Origin of the sequence: Shinella agrisoli (genome assembly GCF_046557955.1) — a bacterium.
In the GTDB taxonomy this organism is placed as follows: Bacteria; Pseudomonadota; Alphaproteobacteria; order Rhizobiales; family Rhizobiaceae; genus Shinella.
On the sequence record NZ_JBJIEP010000006.1, the window covers coordinates 40,512 to 59,683 of the forward strand.

A 19,172-nucleotide genomic window follows, 5' to 3' on the forward strand; every position below is an offset into this window, starting at 1 on the left:
GGAGGCGGAGGACAGGCATACCGATGGCGCAAGACCTTTTTCTCACGATCGACGTCGGGACCGGCAGCGTGCGGGCGGCCCTCGTCGACGCACGCGGCAGGATCCTCGTCATCGCCGCGCGCGAGCACGAGCAGATCGTGCCGCAATTCGGCTGGTCCGAGCAGCGGCCGGCCGACTGGTGGGCCGGCGTCGCCGCCGCCATCCGCGAGGTCCTCGGCAGGGAGCCGGACGCGCGCCGCCGCATTTCGGCGGTGTCCGCCTGCGGGCAGATGCACGGCACGGTCCTCGTGGACGACCGCGGGAACCTCACCCGCGATACGGCGCCGCTCTGGAACGACAAGCGCACCGTCGCCCATGTCGAGGCCTTCGAGAAGGCGCACCGGCCCGAGACCTATCTTGCCGACAGCGCCAATCCGGCGACGCCGGCCTGGCCGGGCTTCAAGCTGCAATGGCTGCGCGACCGGGACCCGGATGCCTGGCGGCGGACGGCGGCCGTGCTGATGCCGAAGGACTGGATCAACCTCAAGCTCACCGGCCGCATCGCCATGGACCGCACGGATGGCGGCGCGAGCTTCCTGATGGACCCGCGCAGCGGCGAATGGTCCGACCGGATGCTCGGCCTGCTCGGGCTGGAAAGGGAAAAGCTCGCACCCTTGCGCAATCCCGTCGAGATCCTCGGCCCCGTCACGGCGGCCGCCGCGCGCGAGACGGGCCTTGCCGAGGGAACGCCGGTGCTGGTCGGCGGCGCCGACTATCCGGTCGCCCTGCTCGGCTCCGGCGTCTGCCGGCCCGGCATCGGCTCGGAGGTGATGGGAACCTCCGCGATCATCACGGCGATCGCCGAAAAGCCGCTGCTCGACGCGGCCGTGTCGAATGTCGGCACGGTCGAGGGCAACTGGGGCGCCTTCATGCTGCTCGAATCGGGCGGCGACGCCATGCGCTGGGCGCGGCGCGCCTTCCACGGGAAGCAGGCGAGCTACGAGGAGATCGTCGCCAAGGCGGCCGAGGCGCCGGCCGGCGCCGAACGCCTCTTCTTCATGCCCTATCTTGCCGGCGAGCGGCTGGGCGAGCACCGCAATGCGCGGGCGCAGTATTTCGGCATCGGCGCCGCGCACGGGCTCGCCCATATGCACCGGGCGGTCCTCGAAGGCGTCGCCTTCGCCGTCAAGCGGCATATCGACATCCTCGACCGCATCTCCGGCGCGCCTATCGAGCGCGTCATCGCGTCCGGCGGCGGGGCGAGGACGCGGCTCTGGCTGAAGATCAAGGCGAGCGTCTACGGCATCCCGATCCTCGTCCCGAGCGAGGCGGAGTGCGGCATCGTCGGCTGCGCGGCGATGGCGGCCGCGGCGACCGGCCTTTACTCCCGTGTCGAGGACGCTGCCGCCGCCTATGTCTCCTATGCCGAGGAGATCCTGCCGGATCCTGCCTGGGCGGAGACCTACCGCCCGATGCAGGCCTTCTTCGAGAAGCTCTATTTCCACAGCCAGTCGCTCTACGACGATCTCGACGGGTTGCCGTCATGAGCTGCAAGGCCGCTCTTTCCGGCAGGGTTGCCGGTCCGCACGATCTTCCCGCCACGCCGGCGCCGCTTCCTTCCAGTTCCCTCAACTCCCTGTCCGTTGCGAGGATCGCCTGACATGTATCTCGACAAGTTCAAGCTCACCGGCAAGATCGCCGTCGTCACGGGTGCCGCGCGCGGCATCGGCCTTGCGGCCGTCGAGGCGCTGGCCGAAGCCGGCGCGACCGTCGTGCTCACCGACATGAACCCCGAGCTCCTCTCCGCCGCGACGGAAGGCTTGAAGGCCAAGGGCCTTCCGGTCGACAGCGCGGTGCTCGACGTCACCGACGCAAAGGCGGTCGAGGCGGCGCACGATGCCATCCTCGCGCGCCACGGCCGCGTCGACGTGCTCGTCAACAATGCGGGCATCGCCATCTCCAACCATCCGGCCGAAACGATGGCGGACGAGGTCTGGAACAAGGTGATCGACGTCAACCTGAACGGCGTCTTCTGGTGCTGCCGGGCCTTCGGCAGCACGATGCTCCGGCAGGGCGGCGGCGCGATCGTCAATGTCGGCTCCATGTCCGGCTTCATCGTCAACCGGCCGCAGGAGCAGGCGAACTACAATGCCTCCAAGGCGGCGGTGCATCACCTGACGAGGTCGCTTGCCGCCGAATGGGGCGCGCGGGGCGTTCGCGTCAATGCCGTCGCGCCGACCTATATCGACACCGAGATGAACAGGTACGTCTACGAGAACGAGGAGATGTACCGCCATTGGGTCGGGGGCACGCCGATGAACCGGCTCGGGCGCACCGACGAGGTCGCATCCGTCATCCTGTTCCTGGCAAGCGACGCTTCAAGCCTCATGACGGGCTCCATCGTGCTCGCCGACGGAGGCTACATATGCTGGTGAAGGCGGACGGGGCGAATGTCGTGCGCGGTGCCCGTTTCCCGGGACGCTATATCCAGGGACCCGGTGTCATCGCACGGCTCGGCGCCGAGGCGAAGGCTTTCGGCGAGAGGGCGATTGTGCTGCTCGACAACGGTGTCTTCGATCTCTTGAAGGCCGATGTGGAGGCCGCCTTCGCGGAGGGGCCCGCGGTCGAGATCGTGCGCCATGGCGGCGAATGCTCGCAAGGGGCGATCGCGGCCCTTGGCGCCGCCGCGCAGGCCGCGGGCGCCTCGGTCATCGTCGGCGCCGGCGGCGGCAAGGCGCTCGACACGGCGAAGGCGGCGGCCCGCGATGCGGCGCTGCCGGTCATCGTCTTCCCGACGATCGCGGCCTCCGACGCGCCGTGCAGCGCGCTGGCCGTGGTCTACAACGAGGACGGCACGGTCGCCTACGACACGTTCCTGCCGCGCAATCCGGACCTCGTCCTGGTGGACACCGCCCTCATCGCGCGGGCCCCCGCGCGCTTCCTCGCCGCCGGCATCGGGGATGCGCTCGCCACCTGGTACGAGGCGGAATCCTGCCGGCGGAGCGGCGCCTTCAACTGCATGAGGATGCCCGGCGTCCCGCTCGCCTATGAGGTGGCGCGCTTCTGCCGCGACACGATCTTCGCGTTCGGGGCCGAGGCGCTTGCCGAATGCGACGCCGGCGCCGCAGGCCCCGCGCTGGAGCGGGTGGTCGAGGCGAACATCCTGCTTTCCGGCATCGGCTTCGAATCGGGCGGGGTGGCGGCGGCCCACGCGATCCACCACGGGCTGTGCGAGCTCGACGACGTGCATCATCACCTGCACGGCGAGAAGGTGGCGATCGGCGTGCTGGCCGGCCTCAAGCTGCACGGGCTGGAGGACGAATTCGAGCGCGTGCGCGCGTTCTGCCGGTCCGTCCGCCTGCCGGCGCGGCTGGCCGACATAGGCATTGCGGAAGCGACGCCGGAGAAACTGGCGGTCGTGGCGGGACGCGCCTGCCGCGCGGGCGAGATCATCCACAACGAGCCGATGCCCGTCCGCGAGGACATGGTCGTGCGGGCGCTCGCGGCGCTGGTGTGAAGACGGAGGGAAAGATGCAGGAAGCGGATGCGTTCAGGGCCGGGATCTTCGCCGGCAAGACGGTTGTCGTCTCGGGCGGGACCAGCGGCATCGGCCTGTCGATCGCCAAGGGTTTCGCCGGGGCCGGCGCGCGCGTGATCGCGACGGGGAGCTCGGAAAGCCGGCTGGCGGCGGCGCGGGCCGAGGAGGGCGCGGGCCTTGCGTTCCGGCGTCTCGACGTCCGCGACAGGCAAGCCGTCGCCGCCTTCTTCGCCGGGCTCGGCCGGCTGGACGTGCTCGTCAACTGCCAGGGCGTCGCGCGGCCGGACGCGGAATGGGAGGAGGAGACGTTCATGGACGTCATGGACATCAACCTCTCGAGCGCCATGCGCCTTGCGCGCGAAGCCTTTCCGCTCCTGAAGGCGAGCGGCGGCAGCATCGTCAACGTCGCCTCCATGCTGAGCTATCTCGCCGACGAGACGGTGCCGGCCTATACGGCAAGCAAGACGGGCATCGTCGGTCTCACGCGCGTGCTCGCCCACAAGTATGGCCGCGACGGCGTGCGCGTGAACGCGATCGCGCCGGGCTATCACCGCACCGACATGACGAAGGCGCTCTGGTCCGTTCCGGAGAGCGAGCGGAAGATCAGCGACCGCTCCGCGCTGAAGCGCTGGGGCACGAGCGAAGACCTCGTCGGCCCCGTTCTCTTCCTCGCCTCGCCGGCAGCAGGCTTCGTCACCGGCGCGACCCTGCCGGTGGACGGCGGCTACCACGTCGGCTGAAAACCGCGCCCGCAGGCGGGCGGTCAGGGGTTCCGCCTGTCGAGCCGCATCCGCTCGATGATGTGCCGCCCCGATCCCTCGACATGGCGGCCGATGACGCGGGCCGCGCCGTCGGCATCCTGCGCCTTGATGCAGGCGATCAGCTCGCGGTGCTCTTCCAGCACGTTCGCCTGGCGGCTGAGGGAGGTCGGGAAGCCGCGGCTGATGGCCCACAGGATCTGGCGGTGGCGGACCCACAGGTCGACCGCATGGCGGTTGTAGTGCCGGTCGTACATCAGGCGGTGGAACTGCAGGTCGAGATTGGAATGCTTCATCTCGTCGCCGAAGTTCAGCGCCTCGATCTCCGCCTGAAGGCGCTCCAGCTCCTCGATCTCCGCCTTCGTGACGATGCCCACGAACCAGCGGGTCAGCGCCGGCTCGATCAGCACCTCGATCTCGCAGATGTCGCGGACGAATTCCTCGTCGATCGGCCTGACGCGCGCGCCGCGATTGGGCGTCATGATGACGAAGCCTTCGCCGCGCAACTGCTGCAACGCCTCGCGAATGGGATTGGTCGACGTTCCCATCCGGCTCGCGAGCTCGGCCACCTTCAACCGCTCGTTGGCCTTGACGCGGCCGTGGATGATGTCGTCGCGCAGGCGCTCGTAGACCGAGGAGCCGCTGTCCTCAGCCAGATCGTCGGCCTCTGAAGCCGCCTGCCGGATGGTGCTGATCGTGCGCATGGTCTTGCTTGTAAAGCACTTTCGACCCGCTTGCCAAGAGCAAAGCGCTTAAATTCATACACTGATGTTGACAAAGAATGTACGATCTGAAAGCTTTCGTCCAACACAAGGGCCGGCAAGGCTGCATTCAGGAGGAGCCCGGCGGGAGGCCGGGCGAAGGAGGAGAGAATGGGTTACCAGCACAGGCTGCGTGGCCTCGTCCTGTCGACGGGGCTCATGGCGATCACGCTCGCCGGGACGGCGGTTCCGGCCCTGGCGGCCGACTACAGGCAGTCGCCGATGCTCGACGAGCGGGTGCAGGGCGGCGCCCTGCCGGCCGTCGCCGAGCGGCTTCCGGAAAAGCCCTTTGTCGAGACGATGGTCGAGGGGGTCGGCAAATATGGCGGCACGCTGCGCACGACGATCCTCGCCAACGGCGACCAGTACAACCTGACCCGCACCATCGCCAACGAGCTCCTGGTCCGCTGGGATCCGCAGTGGAAGACGATCGTGCCCTCGCTGGCCGAGTCCTTCACGGCATCCGACGACGCGACGACCTACACGTTCAAGCTCCGCAAGGGCCTCAAATGGAGCGACGGCCAGCCGTTCACCGCCGACGACATCATGTTCTGGTACGAGGACGTGTTCATGAACGACGCGCTCTCGCCGGCCAAGAACCCCACGTTCACGGTGGCCGGCAAGCCGGTCAAGGTCACGAGGATCGATGACCTTACCGTCGAGTTCAGGTTCGAGTCTGCCTATGGGCTCTTCCTTCAGCAGCTCGCCTACGGCCAGGGCCATCTGCCGGTCATCTATCCCAAGCACTACCTCAAGCAGTTCCACGAGAAGTACAACAAGGACGGCATTCCGGCGCTGCTGAAGGCCAACCCGGCGGCGGGCGACTGGGTGGCGCTGTTCAATTCCAAGGTCTCGCTCACCTTCCAGCCGCCCTACTGGCAGAACCTGGAGCTGCCGACCCTGAACCCCTGGGTCCTGACGGTGCCCTATGCCGACAGCGACCGCGTGGTGGCGACCCGCAACCCCTACTACTGGAAGGTCGATCCGGAGGGCAACCAGCTTCCCTATATCGACGGCATCACCTGGGCGAAGCTCGACGATCCGCAGCTCATGGCGCTGAAGATGACGTCCGGCGAGTTCGACTTCGCCTTCCGCCACATCAACAACGCCACATTCAAGTCGGTCCTGTTCGACGGCCAGGAGACGGGCAACTACCGGTTCGTCGACGTCAAGGACCTGCCGGCCAACGACGCCGTCATCCTGCTCAACCTCAACTCCACCGATCCGGTGAAGCGCAAGGTCTTCCAGAACAAGGATTTCCGTATCGCGCTCAGCCATGCCATCAACCGCCAGGAGATCATCGATCTCGTCTATGTCGGGCAGGGCGCGCCGGCGCAGGTCGCCGTCCAGCCGGAGCACGAGCTCTTCAACGAGCGCGAAGCCACGCAATATACCGAGTACGATCCGAAGCGCGCGAGCGAGATCCTCGACGCGATCATGCCCGAGAAGGATGCCGAAGGCTTCCGCCTCGACGAGAACGGCAAGCGCTTCACCATCAACTTCATGGTGGCCGACGTCTTCGGCCTGTCCTATCCGGACGTCATGCAGATGGTGCAGCAATATGCCCGGGACGTCGGCATCGACATCCAGCTGCGCACCACCGACCGCGCCCGCCTGAACACGATGTGGGCGGCCAACGAGCAGGACGCCTATATCTGGAACTGCGTCGGCGGCCTTTCGGAAGTCTACACCGACCCGCGCTGCTACATGCCGTTCCAGAAGGCGGACATCTTCTTCGCCATGCGCTGGGCCGAGTGGTATGCCAACCCCGCCACGGGAGAGGAGCCGCCGGAGGAGATCAAGGCGCTGATGGCGGCCTACGACAAGGTCAATGCCGCCGTCACCGACGACGACCGCCGCGAAAGGATGAAGGAGTTCCTCTCGCTGTCGGCCGAGAACTTCCTGAACATCGGCATTTCCCGGCCCATGCCGAAATACATGATGGCCGCGAAGACCCTGAAGAACGTCGTGGACGGCATCCCGATCACCGGCAACCTCTGGCACCCGGCGCCGACGCTGACCCAGTGGTACTTCGACAAGCCGGCCGACTGAGGCTCCTCCCGAAGGCCGGCGGCGGCGCGAATGCCGCCGCCGGCCGCCCCCGCGATCGCAATCGAGCGGCGAGATCCATGCTCCGTTTCCTCATCAAGCGGCTTGTGTTCGCGATACCGACACTGTTTGCCGTCTCCATCGTCGCCTTCGTCATCATCCAGCTTCCGCCGGGCGACTACCTGACGACCCTGATGGCCGACTGGGCAAGCCAGGGCGGCGCGGTGGAAGCCGGCACGGTCGCCGCCATGCGCGAGCGCTACGGCCTCGACCAGCCGGTCTATTATCAATACTACAAGTGGATCTGGGGCATCCTCACCCGGGGCGATTTCGGCATCTCGTTCGAGCTCGGCAAGCCCGTGACCGAGCTCATCTGGAACCGGCTCGGCTTTTCGCTGCTCCTGTCGGTGCTGACGCTGTGCTTCGTCTGGGCGATCGCCATTCCGATCGGCATCCTGTCGGCGGTCCGGCAATATTCCATATCCGACTACACCGCGACGTTCCTCGCCTTCTTCTTTCTGGCGGTGCCGGATTTCCTGATGGCGCTGTCGGCCATGTACATCATGTCCGCCTGGTTCGGCCAGAGCGTCGGCGGCCTGTTCTCGCCGGACTATGTCGATGCGCCCTGGAGCTTCGGCAAGCTGGTCGACTTCGCCAAGCACGTCTGGCTGCCGGTCGTCGTCATCGGCCTCGGCTCGCTCGCCGCGCTGGTGCGCATCATGCGCGCCAACCTGCTCGACGAGCTCTCCAAGCCCTACGTCACCACCGCGCGCGCCAAGGGCATGTCGGAATTCGAGCTGCTGATCCGCTATCCGGTCCGGCTTGCGCTCAACCCGCTGATCTCGACGCTCGGCTGGATCCTGCCGGCGGTCATCTCGGGCGAGATCATCGTCTCGGTGGTCATGAGCCTGCCCACCACGGGGCCGCTCCTGCTGCGCGCGCTGCTGGCGCAGGACATGTACCTCGCCGGCTCGCTCATCCTGCTGATCTCGGTGCTCACCATCATCGGCACCCTGATCTCGGACATCCTGCTCGCCATCGCCGACCCGCGGATCCGGTTCCAATGACAGACATCACCAACCTCCCGCCCGAAACCGGCCCCTCGCTCGACCTGCGCGGCAAGGACATCGCCGTCGCCGGCCAGTGGCGCCTGTTCTGGCTCAAGTTCAAGAAGCACAGGATCGCCCTCGTCAGCCTGGTCGTGATCGTCTTCATGTATCTCGTGGCGGCGTTCGCCGACTTCATCGCGCCGTTCGATCCGAACGCCACCAATGCGCGCTTCACCTATGCGCCGCCGCAGGGCCTGTCGCTGATCCGCGACGGTTCGTTCCAGCCGCACGTGAACCAGCTCAAGATGACGCTGAACACGCAGTCCATGCGCCGCGAATTCGAGCCGGACCCGGAAAGGCCGGTCGCCGTCGGCTTCTTCGTGCCGGCCCCGCAGCCCTACGAGCTGCTCGGCTTCATCCCGATGCGCACGAAGCTCTTCGGCCTCGTCGACCCGAAGCCCGGCGACAGCCTCTACGTCTTCGGCGCCGACCGCCTCGGCCGCGACATCTTCTCGCGCGTCGTCCACGGCGCCAAGATCTCGCTGTCCATCGGCCTCGTCGGCGTCTTCATGAGCCTCGTTCTCGGCGTGACGATCGGCGGCATATCGGGCTTCTTCGGCGGCTGGCTCGATCTCGGCATCCAGCGCGCCATCGAGCTCTTGCGGTCCATCCCGACCATTCCGCTGTGGATGGGGCTTGCCGCGGCGATCCCGGTCGGCTGGCCGCCGCTCCGGACCTATTTCATCATCACGCTGATCGTTTCGCTGATCGGCTGGACGAGCCTTGCGCGCGAGGTGCGCGGCAAGTTCCTGTCGCTGCGCAACGAGGACTTCGTCATCGCCGCAAGGCTCGACGGCATGAGCGAGATCGGCATCATCTTCAGCCATCTCGTGCCGTCCTTCATGAGCCACATCATCGCGACGCTGACGCTGGCGATCCCCTCGATGATCCTTGCCGAGACGGCGCTCTCCTTCCTCGGCATCGGCCTCCAGCCGCCCATCATCTCCTGGGGCGTGCTCCTGCAGGAGGCGCAGAACATCCGCGCGGTGGCGCAGGCGCCCTGGCTTCTCTTCACGCCGGCCGCCGCGATCGTCATCTCGGTGCTTTCCCTCAACTTCCTCGGCGACGGCCTGCGCGACGCCGCGGACCCCTACGAATCGGTATCATGAGCATGACGCCAAAGACGTCCGGCGACACGATCCTCAAGGTCGAGGACCTCAGGACCTACTTCCCGACCCGCACCGGCATCTTCAAGGCCGTGGACGGCGTGTCCTTCGCGCTGAAGCGCGGCAGGACGCTCTGCGTCGTCGGCGAATCGGGCTCGGGCAAGTCGGTGACGGCACGCTCGATCCTGCAGATCGTCGACCGGCCCGGCCGCATCGAGGGCGGGTCGATCGAGCTCACCCGCGCCGACGGCACGGTGAGCGACCTTGCGAAGCTCGATCCGCGCGGCAGGGAGATCCGCTCGGTGCGCGGCAGGGAGATCGCCATGATCTTCCAGGAGCCGATGAGCTCGCTGTCGCCGGTGCACCGCATCGGCACGCAGATCGGCGAGGCGCTGCGCATCCATTTCGGCACGCCGAAGAAGGAGCAGCGCGCCCGCGTCCTCGAACTGCTCAGGCAGGTGGAGATTCCGCGGCCCGAGACGGCGATCGACCGCTATACGTTCGAGTTCTCCGGCGGCATGCGCCAGCGCGTGATGATCGCCATGGCGCTCGCCTGCAATCCTTCGGTCCTCATCGCCGACGAGCCGACCACCGCGCTGGACGTCACGACCCAGGCCGAAATCCTGGACCTCATCAGGAGGCTGCAGCAGAGCCACGGCATGGCCGTGCTGTTCATCACGCACGACATGGGCGTCGTCGCCGAGATCGCCGACGAAGTGCTGGTGATGTATCGCGGCAAGGTGATGGAGAGGGGGCCGGTCGAGCAGATCTTCCATGCCCCCGAGGACGATTACACCCGCCGGCTGATCGGCTCGGTCGTCAGGCTGGAGAAGAAGGCGGAGGTGCGCCTCGCCCGCCCGCCGATCCCGGCCGAGGCCGCGCCGCTGCTCGACGTGAAGAACCTGTCGCTGACCTTCCCTTCGGGCCTCAAGGCGGTGGACGACGTGTCGCTCGCCGTGCGGCCGGGCGAGACGCTCGGCATCGTCGGGGAGTCCGGCTCGGGCAAGACGACCATGGGCCGCTGCCTGCTGCGCATCTACGAGCCGCAGGCCGGCGTGATGGACTATCGCCGCGCCGACGGCAGCACAGTGGATATCCGCACCGCCGAAAAGGCGGCGCTGAAGGACATCCGCCGCGAGGTCCGCATGATCTTCCAGGACCCGGTGGGTTCGCTCAGCCCCCGCAAGACGGTCGGCCAGATCATCGCCGAGCCCCTGAAGCTCGCCGGCGTGCAGGGCAGGGAGGCCGAGGACCGCGTCGCCGAGCTGATGCGGCAGGTCGGCCTCGACCCCGCCTGGCGGGAGCGCTATCCGCACGCCTTCTCCGGCGGCCAGCGCCAGCGCATTGGCATCGCCCGGGCGATCGCGGTGAGGCCGCGCCTCATCATCGCCGACGAGGCCACCTCGGCGCTCGACGTGTCGCTGCGCTCGCAGATGCTGGACCTGATGATGGGCCTGCAGGACCAGCTCGGCCTCTCCTACGTCTTCATCTCCCACGACATGTCGGTGGTCCGCTACATGTGCGACCGCGTCGCGGTCATGTACCGCGGCAGGATCGTCGAGACGGGCGACACCGACCAGGTCGTCAACCAGCCGCAGCACGATTATACGCGCGCGCTGCTCTCGGCCATCCCGCATCCCGACCCGCGCGACAGGCGCATCCACAAGCGCTTCCGCTACGATCCCGCACGCTCCATTTCAGCCATCGGATAAGTCATGAAAATCACCGACGTCAAAATCATCGTCTGCTCGCCGGGGCGCAATTTCGTCACCGTCAAGGTCTTCACCGACGAGGGGCTTACAGGTGTCGGCGACGCGACGCTCAACGGCCGCGAAAAGGCGGTCGTCGCCTATCTCCGGGACCATCTCGTGCCGCTGCTGATCGGCCGCGATCCCGCGCGCATCGAGGACATCTGGCAATATTTCTACAAGGGAGCCTATTGGCGCCGCGGCCCGGTGACCATGGCGGCGATCGCCGGCATCGACACGGCGCTGTGGGACATCAAGGCCAAGGCCGCCGGCATGCCGCTCTACCAGCTTCTCGGCGGGGCGAGCCGCGAGAAGGTGCTCTGCTACACCCACGCCCAGGGGACCGACATCGCCGAGGCCGTGGAGGCCGTCGGCAGGCGCATCGAGGAGGGCTACAGGGCGATCCGCGTGCAGGTCGGCATCCCGGGCCTTCCGGACGTCTACGGCACCGGCAGGAAGTCCGTCACCAACAACGCGGCCGACGACGCGGTGCCGCATGAGGAGGTCTGGTCGACCTCGAAGTACCTGCGCCAGATCCCGAAGCTGTTCGAGGCCGTCCGCGAGGCGCACGGCTGGGACGTCGAGCTGCTGCACGACACCCATCACCGCCTGACGCCGATCGAGGCCGCCCGCCTCGGCAAGGACCTCGAGCCCGCCCGCCTCTTCTGGCTGGAAGACACGGTGGCCGCCGAGCATCAGGAGGGGTTCCGGCTGGTGCGCAAGCACACGACGACGCCGCTTGCCGTCGGCGAGGTGTTCAACACGATCTGGGATGCGCGCCTTCTGATCGAGGAGCAGCTCATCGACTATATCCGCATGACCGCGGTGCATGCCGGCGGCGTCACGGCGCTCCGCCGCGTCATGGATTTCGCCGGCGTCTACAATGTGCGTACCGCCTGCCACGGGGCCATGGACATGTCGCCGGTCTGCCTCGGCGCCAACCTGCATCTCGACCTCTGGGTCCCCAATTTCGGCATCCAGGAATATTCCGGCTACCTGCCGGAAATCCTCGACGTGTTTCCTAGCGCCTGGAGCCTTTCCGACGGCTACCTGCATCCGGGCGAGGCGCCCGGCCACGGCGTCGATATCGATGAGGCGCTTGCGGAAAAATATCCATACCAGCGTGCCTATCTGCCGGTGAACCGTCTGGAAGACGGCACGCTGTGGCACTGGTGAACCGGGGGACCAGATGAAGATCACCGCGATCAAGAGCTATGCCGTCAAGGTCGGCATCCGCAACCAGCTGCTCGTGAAGGTCGAGACCGACGAGGGCATTTTCGGATGGGGCGAGAGCGGCCTGTCCGGCCGGGAAAAGGCCGTCGTCGGCGCGATCGAGCACTATGCCGAATTCCTGCGCGGGCGCGATCCGTTCCGGATCGGCGCGCTATGGCAGGAGATGTACCGCAGCCAGTATTTCGAGGGCGGCCGCGTCCTCCAGGCGGCGATCTCGGCCATCGACATCGCGCTGCACGACATCAAGGGCAAGGCGCTGGGCGTGCCGGTCCATGAATTGCTGGGCGGCAAGCAGCGCGACCGCATCCCCACCTTCGCGACCACCTTCGCCGAACCGGGGCCGGCGATGATCGAGCAGGCGCGGATGCTGGTCGAGCACGGCTGGACGGCGATGCGCCTGTCCCCGTCGGGCCATGAGATGAAGGACGTCTACGAGCCGCGCGAGCATATCGCCACGACCGCGAAATGGTGCGTGAAGGCGCGCGAGGCGCTCGGCGGCGACGTCGTGCTCGGCATCGACTATCACCATCGCCTGACGGTGGCCGAGGCCGCGAGCTTCTGCCAGAAGATGCCGTCCGGCACGCTCGATTTCCTCGAGGAGCCCATCCGCGACGAATCTCCCTCCTCATACGAGGCCTTGCGCCGGCTGACGGACGTTCCCTTCGCCATCGGCGAGGAGTTCTCCTCCAAATGGCAGTTCATTCCCTACATCGAACGGGACATCCACCAGTTCAACCGCATCGATGTCTGCAATGTCGGAGGGTTGACGGAGAGCATGAAGGTCGCGGCCTGGAGCGAGGCCCATTACGTCGACATGATGCCGCACAACCCGCTCGGCCCGGTCTGCACGGCGGCGACGATCCATTTCTCGGCCGCAGTGCCGAACTTTTCCTGGCTGGAAACCCGCAGCAGCCCGGCCGAGACCCATCTCGGCTTCGACAATTCGGAGTTCTTCCCCGTCCAGCCGCGGCTGGAAGGGGCGCACTACCCGGTTCCCGACGCGCCGGGCCTCGGCATCGAGGTCAACGAGGCGCTGATCGCCAGGCAGAGCTTCGCGTTCTGGGAAGCGCCGCACCTGAAGCGCCGCGACGGTTCCGTGACGAACTGGTAGCCGCTCTGATGCTGCGCACGTCGGTGCGGCCGATATGCGGACAGGAGGAACCCGTCCAGATGGAGCCATGGAGGTTTATTTGTTTAATATATATGGGCGCAGTATCCGCTCAAGAAATAGTCCCAGTGCAACCGACACGATTGAAAAGCCGATAAGATAGGTCTTGTCGATGTCTTGTGTAGGGTATCCGAGATAATATGCCGATCTTATCCATTGAACCGAATGGAACAGTGGATTCCATGCGCAAGCATGCACGAGCTGCTCTGGAAAAGAATACAAATATATAGGAGCTCCTGAAGAGAGATAAAAAACTATCATGGATAAGCTGTATATCATGGAAAATACAGGTGCTATGCTAGATATTACGCTTGCAATAATGCCAAGGCCAAGCGCTAAGACTATCGTGTATAAAAAAGCCTCCAGTGCTTGCGATGGATTCGTGGGGTATGGGTTCGTTCCGAATGAAACCAGGAAAACGAACATGATGAAAAGCGAGATCACGATGCCCATGATTTCCAAGAAGGCCCTTGCAAGGACTATGTCGAGCAGCCTCACAACAGGGAAAGCCATCATCGATTTGTTTGCCAGCAACGATATTGACATAAACCGGGAAACATACATGAACGTGAGAGCCGGAACTAGCCCGGTGGCAAAGAAGAGGAGCAGGTCGTCGCCGAAGACGGCGGCCCTTCCTACTATGCTATACACGCCGAGCAATAATATGACGTGGCTGACGGGGAAAAGGGGGACAATAAGAAACCCCAGCCCGTGATTGAAGAAACGGCTGCGGATGTCGCGCAGAATTACCGCATGCATCACGTTCAGCTTCTGCTGCAGCGCATCTCTTATGCCGAATCCGATCGGCGAAGAATTCGTTGTGGCCGGCGATGAATCTCTCACAGTCTACCCTTACCCAATGCCTCGGCACGTCTCATAATTCGGCTTGAGCGAGAAGCCATTCCTCAAGACAGCAAACCGACGCCGCGGCTATGCTGGAGCGTTGCGACAATCCGGCGGTCTCGGGCTGTCGGGCGTGCCCGTATCGAACCACGCAAAGCCGTAGCCCGGAATATGCATGCCGAGAAGGCCTTTTTTCCAGATGGACGCGGTGACGTCGGCAATCTCCGGTTCGCGGCGCCTCGCGGTTTCTCACTCGGTTCCCGTCTACGTTTCAGGTTCGTTTGTGGTTTATTGGTGTCTGAACTCCGTGCAACCCGCTGGATTGACGGCGGTCAGTCGCGCAGCTGCTCGGCCACGACGCGCACGGAGGGCAGCAGGCCGCGTCGGGACGGCATGATCAAGGTGGCGGCGATCTCGCCGGCCGTCCAGTCCGCACATGCCGTCGGACGCGCTCGGCATCGCCGTGCTCGGCAGCCTCGTCGCCGCGCTCTACGGGGCCTGCGTCCCAGGATCTCCTGCCGGAGGAGGCGATCCGGCGCCGCCGCAGCGGCGCCGGATCACGGGTTCGCCGTCTAATGCGATGCGCCGGAGCCCCCGACGGCGACGATGGCGAAGGGCTGGCCCTCGACAGCGATCGTGCCTGTCTCCTTCACCGTTTCGGGATCGACGAGGCGGACGAGCGCGTGGCGCGGGTCGGTGACGGCGATCTTCCCGTCCGCAACCGCCAGCCGCGGGCGCGGATCGCGCCAATGGCCGTCCTTGCTGTAGGGTTCCGTCACCTTGCCCTTGCGCACGATCTCGCCCTTGATGACGTCGAGCATGTGCAGGTCGCCGTCCTCGGTGAGGATATAGGCGTTGCGCGGGTCGGCCGGGTCGAGCGTGAAGTCCACGCGGCGCGTCGGAAGCTCGACGAGGCGATAGGGCTCGTCGCTGTCGGGGTCGATCAGCACCACCTTGTCCTCGCCGTAGTTGCCGAGGAAGAACTGCATGGCCTTGCCGCCGAGCAGCGTGCCGGTGTAGCCCTCCGGCAGGCTGTCCGGATAGGCCAGCATCTCCAGCTTCGGGCCGTCGATGCCGCCCGGCCGGGCGATCAGCACGCCCTCCTTGCAGCCGAAGGCGACGAGCCGCGCCGACGTCGCCTCGCCGTGCAGGTCGGTGCAGGGAGCGACCTCGCCCACCTGCTCCCCCTTCTCGTCGAGGACCCGCAGGCCGACGCGCGGCGGCAGCTCGTCCGGCTTCACCTTGGCCTCGGCATCGGGAACCGAGACCAGCACGAACCGGCCCATCGTCACCGCCACGCCGTGGTGCGGCGCGGTCGTGTCGATTTCGCGCACCTCCCGCCTGCCGTCGAGCAGCGCGCCCTCGTCGACGATCTCGGCCTTGCCGCCCCGGTCGTAGAACAGCACCACCTCGTTGCCGTGCGGAACGACATGGGCGGGCCGCTTGCCCTCGAAGCTCACCGGCAGAAGGCCGGGATCGGAGACCTCGAGGTCGCGGTGCTCGCCGTGGTCGGAGAAATCGATGCCCGTCTTTATGGCGTTGATGACGTCGGCCTCGCCCTGCGCGGCGAAGACGGTGCGGCCCGAGGCGCTGGCCGTCAGCGCGGCATAGCCCTTGACGTCGTAGCGGCCGAGCTCCTTGCCGCTTTCGAGGTCGATGGCGCGCACGACGGGCTGCGTGTGGTCGGCGACGAACAGCCGCCAGGCCTCCTTCGTCTCGTGGTCGTCGGCGAAGGCGCTCGATGCCGCAAGGGCGAGCCCGGCGGCGACGGCGGCCATCAGGCGGTTCCGTGTCGGTTTGAGGGTCATGGGTATCCTTCCGTTTCTGGTATGGGCAAAGGGTTGGGGGCTATGGCGGCCTGCTCTTCGTCGTCCTTCCGCCATGGGTGCCGGAGCCGCCGATTGTCGGGGGCCGGTGAAAATGAATATGTTATTACGTTACTCATCGTTTGATGAACGTAATAACATTACTTATCCGCCTGCTGTCAATCCCCGATAGCCATGGCAGCCCACCGGGCCGGTCAGGGCACCGTTCCCGCCTCACACGCATGAACGATGCCGTGATCGGCGCGCGAAGCGCCTTCATGCATGCGCCGTTCTGCCTTATGCTTCGGCGAGACCTTTGTTTTGCAGCCCGGCGCCGAGCCGGGACATGGCCGGGACATGGCGGACGAATGGACATCACCCGCAGGGCATTCGTGAAGGCAGGCGCCGCGTCCGTCGCGGCGCTGGCCGTGCCGGGGCGTGCGGCCGGGCAGGCGCCGCTGACCCGCCTCATTCCCTCCTCCGGCGAGGCGATCCCCGCCGTCGGGCTCGGCACCTGGATCACCTTCAATGTCGGGGACGATCCGGTCCTGCGCGACGAATGCGCCGACGTGATCGCCGCCTTCTTCGCGGCCGGCGGGCGCATGATCGATTCCTCGCCGATGTACGGTTCCTCCCAGCCCGTCACAGGCCACGGGCTGGAACGGCTCGGCCGGCCCGGGACGCTGTTCGCCGCCGACAAGGTCTGGACGTCCTCGGCGGCGGGCGGGCCCGCGCAGATCGAGCAGTCGCGCCGGTTCTGGAGCGTGCCGCGCTTCGATCTCCTGCAGGTCCACAACCTCCTGGCATGGGAGGCGCATCTGGAGACGCTTTTCGCCATGAAGGCCGACGGACGGGTCCGCTATGTCGGCATCACCACCTCCGAGGGGCGCCGCCACGATCTCTTCGAGGAGATCATGCGGAGCCAGCCGCTCGACTTCGTGCAGTTCAGCTACAACATCGTCGACCGCGAGGCGGAGGAGCGGCTGCTGCCGCTGGCCGCCGAGCGCGGCATGGCCGTCATCGTCAACCGGCCCTTCCGGCAGGGCGCGCTGACGCGCCGGCTGGAAGGCGAGGCGCTGCCGGACTGGGCGGCCGGGATCGGCGCGGCGAGCTGGGCGCAATTCATCCTGAAGTTCATCCTCGCCCACCCGGCCGTCACCGTCGCCATTCCCGCCACAACCCGCGTCGACCACGTGCGCGAGAACGTCGCCGCTGCCGCGGGCCCGCTTCCGGACGCCGCCCTGCGCGAGCGGATGGCGGCCTATGTCCGGGACCTGTGATGTCGGAATGGTGGACCTACCGGCCGGAGGATTTCCTGCTCTTCTCGCCGCGGGTCTACTGGCGCATGTTCGAGCTGCACAACGCCGCCCTCTGGCCGCTGCATCCCGTGTCCCTCGCCGCCGGGCTCGGCATCGTCCTGCTCCTGCTTCTGCGTCCGCGGCAGGGGCGGGGCCTCTGGATAGCGCTGGTCCTCGCCGCGCTCTGGGCCTTCGTCGGCCTCTCCTTCCTGTGGAACCGCTATGCGGCGATCAACTGGGCGATCGCCTATGCCGCGCCGGCCTTCTGGCTTCAGGCGCTGCTGCTTGCCGCCGGTGCGGCGGGCGGCCTCGTCTTCGATCGGCGGGACATCGCCGCGCGGCTCGGCTCGGTGCTGGCGCTCGCCGCGCTTGCCGCCTATCCGCTCGTGCCGCCGCTGTTCGGGCGGCCCTGGGCGGGCGCCGAGGTCTTCGGCATCGCGCCGGATCCGACCGCGGCCGCAACGCTCGGCATCCTGCTTGCGGCGAGCGGCCGGCTCGTCTTCCTGCTGCTGCCGGTCCCGCTCCTGTGGCTCCTGCTCAGCGGGCTGACGCTGCACACCATGGGCGATCCGCAGGCCTGGCTGCCGTTTTCGGCAGCGGGCGTGCCGGTCGTCCTTCTCGCCCTGCGCCGGCTCAGTGAACGGTGATCGCGATGTCCGCATCGTGCGCGGCGGCCAGGAAGGCGTCACGCACCTCCTCGTCCTCCACCTCGCCCTCGAGCGCCTCGGCACAGACACGGATGGCCCTGTAGAAGGCGGCGCCGTGCTGCTTGGGCCAGAATTGCAGGAGATAGGCGGCCGCTTCGACGGAGCTGCGCACCACCACGAACGACTGCGCTTGCGCGTTGGCCAGCACGACGGGCAATTGCCAGGTATGAGCGCTTTCCATGGAGAAGCCTCGCTTTCGTGATCCTCAATCCTACAATCAGGGATGGCGGAAAATGTTCCACGATGCCTGGCGGGCGAAGCGCCGGAACCAATCGGTCGGGGCCGGTCTTCTAGACGATCGCGTGCACATGCCGGGAGGCCTTCATGCCGGACTACCTGACCGCCGATCTGTTGCTCTTCGTCGCCATCGGCTTCCTGGCGCAGGTCGTGGACGGCGCGCTGGGCCTCGCCTTCGGGGTGCTGACGACCACGAGCCTTCTGGCGGTGGGGGTGCCGCCGGCGGCCGCAAGCGCCATGACGCACGTCACCGAGTGCTTCACCACCGCCGCGTCCGGCCTCTCCCATGCCTATCATCGCAACGTCGACTGGCGGCTGGTGGCAAGGCTCGCCCCCGCCTGCATGATCGGCGGGGCGATCGGCGCCTATCTCCTGTCGAACATCGACGGGAAGGCGATCGAGCCGTTCGTCTCCGCCTACCTGGTCGCGGTCGGGCTCTTCATCCTCTACAAGGCCTTCAACCCGTCCTGGCCGCGGGACGTGCGGGACTGGATCGTGCCCTATGTCGGCGGCCTGGGCGGCGTGCTCGATGCGATGGGCGGCGGCGGCTGGGGGCCGATCGTGACGAGCAGCCTTCTGGGACGCGGCCACGATCCGAAGAAGGTCATCGGCTCGACGAACCTCACCGAATTCGCCGTCACGATGGTCATTTCGATCACCTTCGTGCTCGCGCTCGGCTGGTCGCAGCTGTCGTCGGCGGTCGGCCTCATCATCGGCGGCGTGCTTGCCGCGCCCTTCGGCGCGCTCATCGTCAGCCGGCTTCCGGTCAAGCCGCTGATGATCGCGGTCTCGCTTGTCATCACCGGTACGGCCGCCGTTCGCTTCATCTAGCG

17 protein-coding genes are annotated in these 19,172 nt (G+C 66.6%); 13 read left to right on the top strand and 4 right to left on the bottom strand.

The features are described from left to right. Positions 1–23: 23 nt before the first annotated feature. The 4 genes from ACIIOY_RS07585 to ACIIOY_RS07600 all read left to right on the top strand — a co-directional run bounded on the left by ACIIOY_RS07585 (position 24) and on the right by ACIIOY_RS07600 (position 4,257). Positions 24–1,526 (top strand): xylulokinase, encoded by a 1,503-nt coding sequence (locus tag ACIIOY_RS07585; RefSeq protein WP_411034036.1) that lies wholly within the window; start codon positions 24–26, stop codon positions 1,524–1,526. A 114-nt stretch (positions 1,527–1,640) separates the two neighbouring features. After that, the gene (locus ACIIOY_RS07590) at positions 1,641–2,414 is read left to right on the top strand and encodes an SDR family NAD(P)-dependent oxidoreductase (protein ID WP_411034037.1); all 774 of its coding nucleotides are present in this window, start codon (positions 1,641–1,643) and stop codon (positions 2,412–2,414) included. Next, complete coding sequence (locus ACIIOY_RS07595) at positions 2,405–3,496, top strand: glycerol dehydrogenase (protein WP_411034038.1); 1,092 nt, start codon at positions 2,405–2,407, stop codon at positions 3,494–3,496. Before ACIIOY_RS07590 ends, ACIIOY_RS07595 begins: the two co-directional genes overlap by 10 nt. 14 nt (positions 3,497–3,510) lie before the next feature. Then, complete coding sequence (locus tag ACIIOY_RS07600; protein WP_411034039.1) at positions 3,511–4,257, top strand: SDR family NAD(P)-dependent oxidoreductase; 747 nt, start codon at positions 3,511–3,513, stop codon at positions 4,255–4,257. A gap of 23 nt (positions 4,258–4,280) precedes the next feature. On the opposite strand, the gene ACIIOY_RS07605 is transcribed toward ACIIOY_RS07600, so the two are convergent. Further along, positions 4,281–4,979, bottom strand: a complete 699-nt coding sequence (locus ACIIOY_RS07605; protein WP_411034040.1) for a GntR family transcriptional regulator — start codon at positions 4,977–4,979, stop codon at positions 4,281–4,283. A gap of 168 nt (positions 4,980–5,147) precedes the next feature. On the opposite strand from ACIIOY_RS07605, the gene ACIIOY_RS07610 reads away from it, so the two are divergent. The 6 genes from ACIIOY_RS07610 to ACIIOY_RS07635 all read left to right on the top strand — a co-directional run bounded on the left by ACIIOY_RS07610 (position 5,148) and on the right by ACIIOY_RS07635 (position 13,392). Next, positions 5,148–7,088 carry an ABC transporter substrate-binding protein gene (locus ACIIOY_RS07610; protein WP_411034041.1) on the top strand — a complete coding sequence of 647 codons (1,941 nt, stop codon included), beginning with the start codon at positions 5,148–5,150 and terminating at the stop codon, positions 7,086–7,088. 77 nt (positions 7,089–7,165) lie between these two features. Further along, complete coding sequence (locus ACIIOY_RS07615; protein ID WP_411034042.1) at positions 7,166–8,152, top strand: ABC transporter permease; 987 nt, start codon at positions 7,166–7,168, stop codon at positions 8,150–8,152. Continuing rightward, positions 8,149–9,303, top strand: coding sequence for an ABC transporter permease (locus ACIIOY_RS07620; RefSeq protein WP_411034043.1), 1,155 nt, complete (start codon positions 8,149–8,151; stop codon positions 9,301–9,303). The genes ACIIOY_RS07615 and ACIIOY_RS07620 overlap by 4 nt, the downstream gene beginning before the upstream one ends. Further along, positions 9,300–11,012, top strand: a complete 1,713-nt coding sequence (locus ACIIOY_RS07625) for an ABC transporter ATP-binding protein (protein WP_411034044.1) — start codon at positions 9,300–9,302, stop codon at positions 11,010–11,012. The genes ACIIOY_RS07620 and ACIIOY_RS07625 overlap by 4 nt, the downstream gene beginning before the upstream one ends. Before the next feature lie 3 nt (positions 11,013–11,015). Continuing rightward, a complete protein-coding gene (gene manD / locus ACIIOY_RS07630; protein WP_411034045.1) occupies positions 11,016–12,224 on the top strand; it encodes a D-mannonate dehydratase ManD in 1,209 nt (402 codons plus the stop codon). A gap of 13 nt (positions 12,225–12,237) precedes the next feature. Next, on the top strand, positions 12,238–13,392 hold the full coding sequence (locus ACIIOY_RS07635) for a mandelate racemase/muconate lactonizing enzyme family protein (RefSeq protein WP_411034046.1): 1,155 nt from the start codon (positions 12,238–12,240) through the stop codon (positions 13,390–13,392). A 75-nt stretch (positions 13,393–13,467) separates the two neighbouring features. Here the strand turns inward: ACIIOY_RS07635 and ACIIOY_RS07640 are convergent, their stop codons facing one another. After that, entirely contained in the window at positions 13,468–14,292 is an 825-nt protein-coding gene (locus ACIIOY_RS07640) for an ABC transporter permease (RefSeq protein WP_411034047.1), read from the bottom strand. Positions 14,293–14,864: 572 nt separating this feature from the next. Next, positions 14,865–16,100, bottom strand: coding sequence for a zinc metallochaperone AztD (gene aztD, locus ACIIOY_RS07645; protein ID WP_411034048.1), 1,236 nt, complete (start codon positions 16,098–16,100; stop codon positions 14,865–14,867). Between the two features lie 365 nt (positions 16,101–16,465). On the opposite strand from aztD, the gene ACIIOY_RS07650 reads away from it, so the two are divergent. Then, positions 16,466–17,377 (top strand): aldo/keto reductase, encoded by a 912-nt coding sequence (locus ACIIOY_RS07650; RefSeq protein WP_411034049.1) that lies wholly within the window; start codon positions 16,466–16,468, stop codon positions 17,375–17,377. After that, entirely contained in the window at positions 17,377–18,042 is a 666-nt protein-coding gene (locus tag ACIIOY_RS07655) for a DUF6064 family protein (protein WP_411034050.1), read from the top strand. Before ACIIOY_RS07650 ends, ACIIOY_RS07655 begins: the two co-directional genes overlap by 1 nt. Here the strand turns inward: ACIIOY_RS07655 and ACIIOY_RS07660 are convergent. Next, complete coding sequence (locus ACIIOY_RS07660) at positions 18,029–18,283, bottom strand: DUF982 domain-containing protein (protein WP_411034051.1); 255 nt, start codon at positions 18,281–18,283, stop codon at positions 18,029–18,031. The two genes, ACIIOY_RS07655 and ACIIOY_RS07660, sit on opposite strands and share 14 nt — an antisense overlap. 143 nt (positions 18,284–18,426) lie before the next feature. Between ACIIOY_RS07660 and ACIIOY_RS07665 the strand changes: the two genes are divergently transcribed. Continuing rightward, a complete protein-coding gene (locus ACIIOY_RS07665) occupies positions 18,427–19,170 on the top strand; it encodes a sulfite exporter TauE/SafE family protein (protein WP_411034052.1) in 744 nt (247 codons plus the stop codon). Positions 19,171–19,172: the final 2 nt, after the last annotated feature.

Coding starts and splice junctions, on each gene's coding strand:
- ACIIOY_RS07660 (WP_411034051.1), bottom strand. CDS start 18,283: ATGGAAAGCGCTCATACCTGGCAATTGCCCGTCGTGCTGGCCAACGCG.
- ACIIOY_RS07590 (WP_411034037.1), top strand. CDS start 1,641: ATGTATCTCGACAAGTTCAAGCTCACCGGCAAGATCGCCGTCGTCACG.
- manD (WP_411034045.1), top strand. CDS start 11,016: ATGAAAATCACCGACGTCAAAATCATCGTCTGCTCGCCGGGGCGCAAT.
- ACIIOY_RS07585 (WP_411034036.1), top strand. CDS start 24: ATGGCGCAAGACCTTTTTCTCACGATCGACGTCGGGACCGGCAGCGTG.
- ACIIOY_RS07615 (WP_411034042.1), top strand. CDS start 7,166: ATGCTCCGTTTCCTCATCAAGCGGCTTGTGTTCGCGATACCGACACTG.
- ACIIOY_RS07595 (WP_411034038.1), top strand. CDS start 2,405: ATGCTGGTGAAGGCGGACGGGGCGAATGTCGTGCGCGGTGCCCGTTTC.
- ACIIOY_RS07650 (WP_411034049.1), top strand. CDS start 16,466: ATGGACATCACCCGCAGGGCATTCGTGAAGGCAGGCGCCGCGTCCGTC.
- ACIIOY_RS07610 (WP_411034041.1), top strand. CDS start 5,148: ATGGGTTACCAGCACAGGCTGCGTGGCCTCGTCCTGTCGACGGGGCTC.
- ACIIOY_RS07620 (WP_411034043.1), top strand. CDS start 8,149: ATGACAGACATCACCAACCTCCCGCCCGAAACCGGCCCCTCGCTCGAC.
- ACIIOY_RS07655 (WP_411034050.1), top strand. CDS start 17,377: ATGTCGGAATGGTGGACCTACCGGCCGGAGGATTTCCTGCTCTTCTCG.
- ACIIOY_RS07600 (WP_411034039.1), top strand. CDS start 3,511: ATGCAGGAAGCGGATGCGTTCAGGGCCGGGATCTTCGCCGGCAAGACG.
- ACIIOY_RS07625 (WP_411034044.1), top strand. CDS start 9,300: ATGAGCATGACGCCAAAGACGTCCGGCGACACGATCCTCAAGGTCGAG.
- aztD (WP_411034048.1), bottom strand. CDS start 16,100: ATGACCCTCAAACCGACACGGAACCGCCTGATGGCCGCCGTCGCCGCC.
- ACIIOY_RS07635 (WP_411034046.1), top strand. CDS start 12,238: ATGAAGATCACCGCGATCAAGAGCTATGCCGTCAAGGTCGGCATCCGC.
- ACIIOY_RS07665 (WP_411034052.1), top strand. CDS start 18,427: ATGCCGGACTACCTGACCGCCGATCTGTTGCTCTTCGTCGCCATCGGC.
- ACIIOY_RS07605 (WP_411034040.1), bottom strand. CDS start 4,979: ATGCGCACGATCAGCACCATCCGGCAGGCGGCTTCAGAGGCCGACGAT.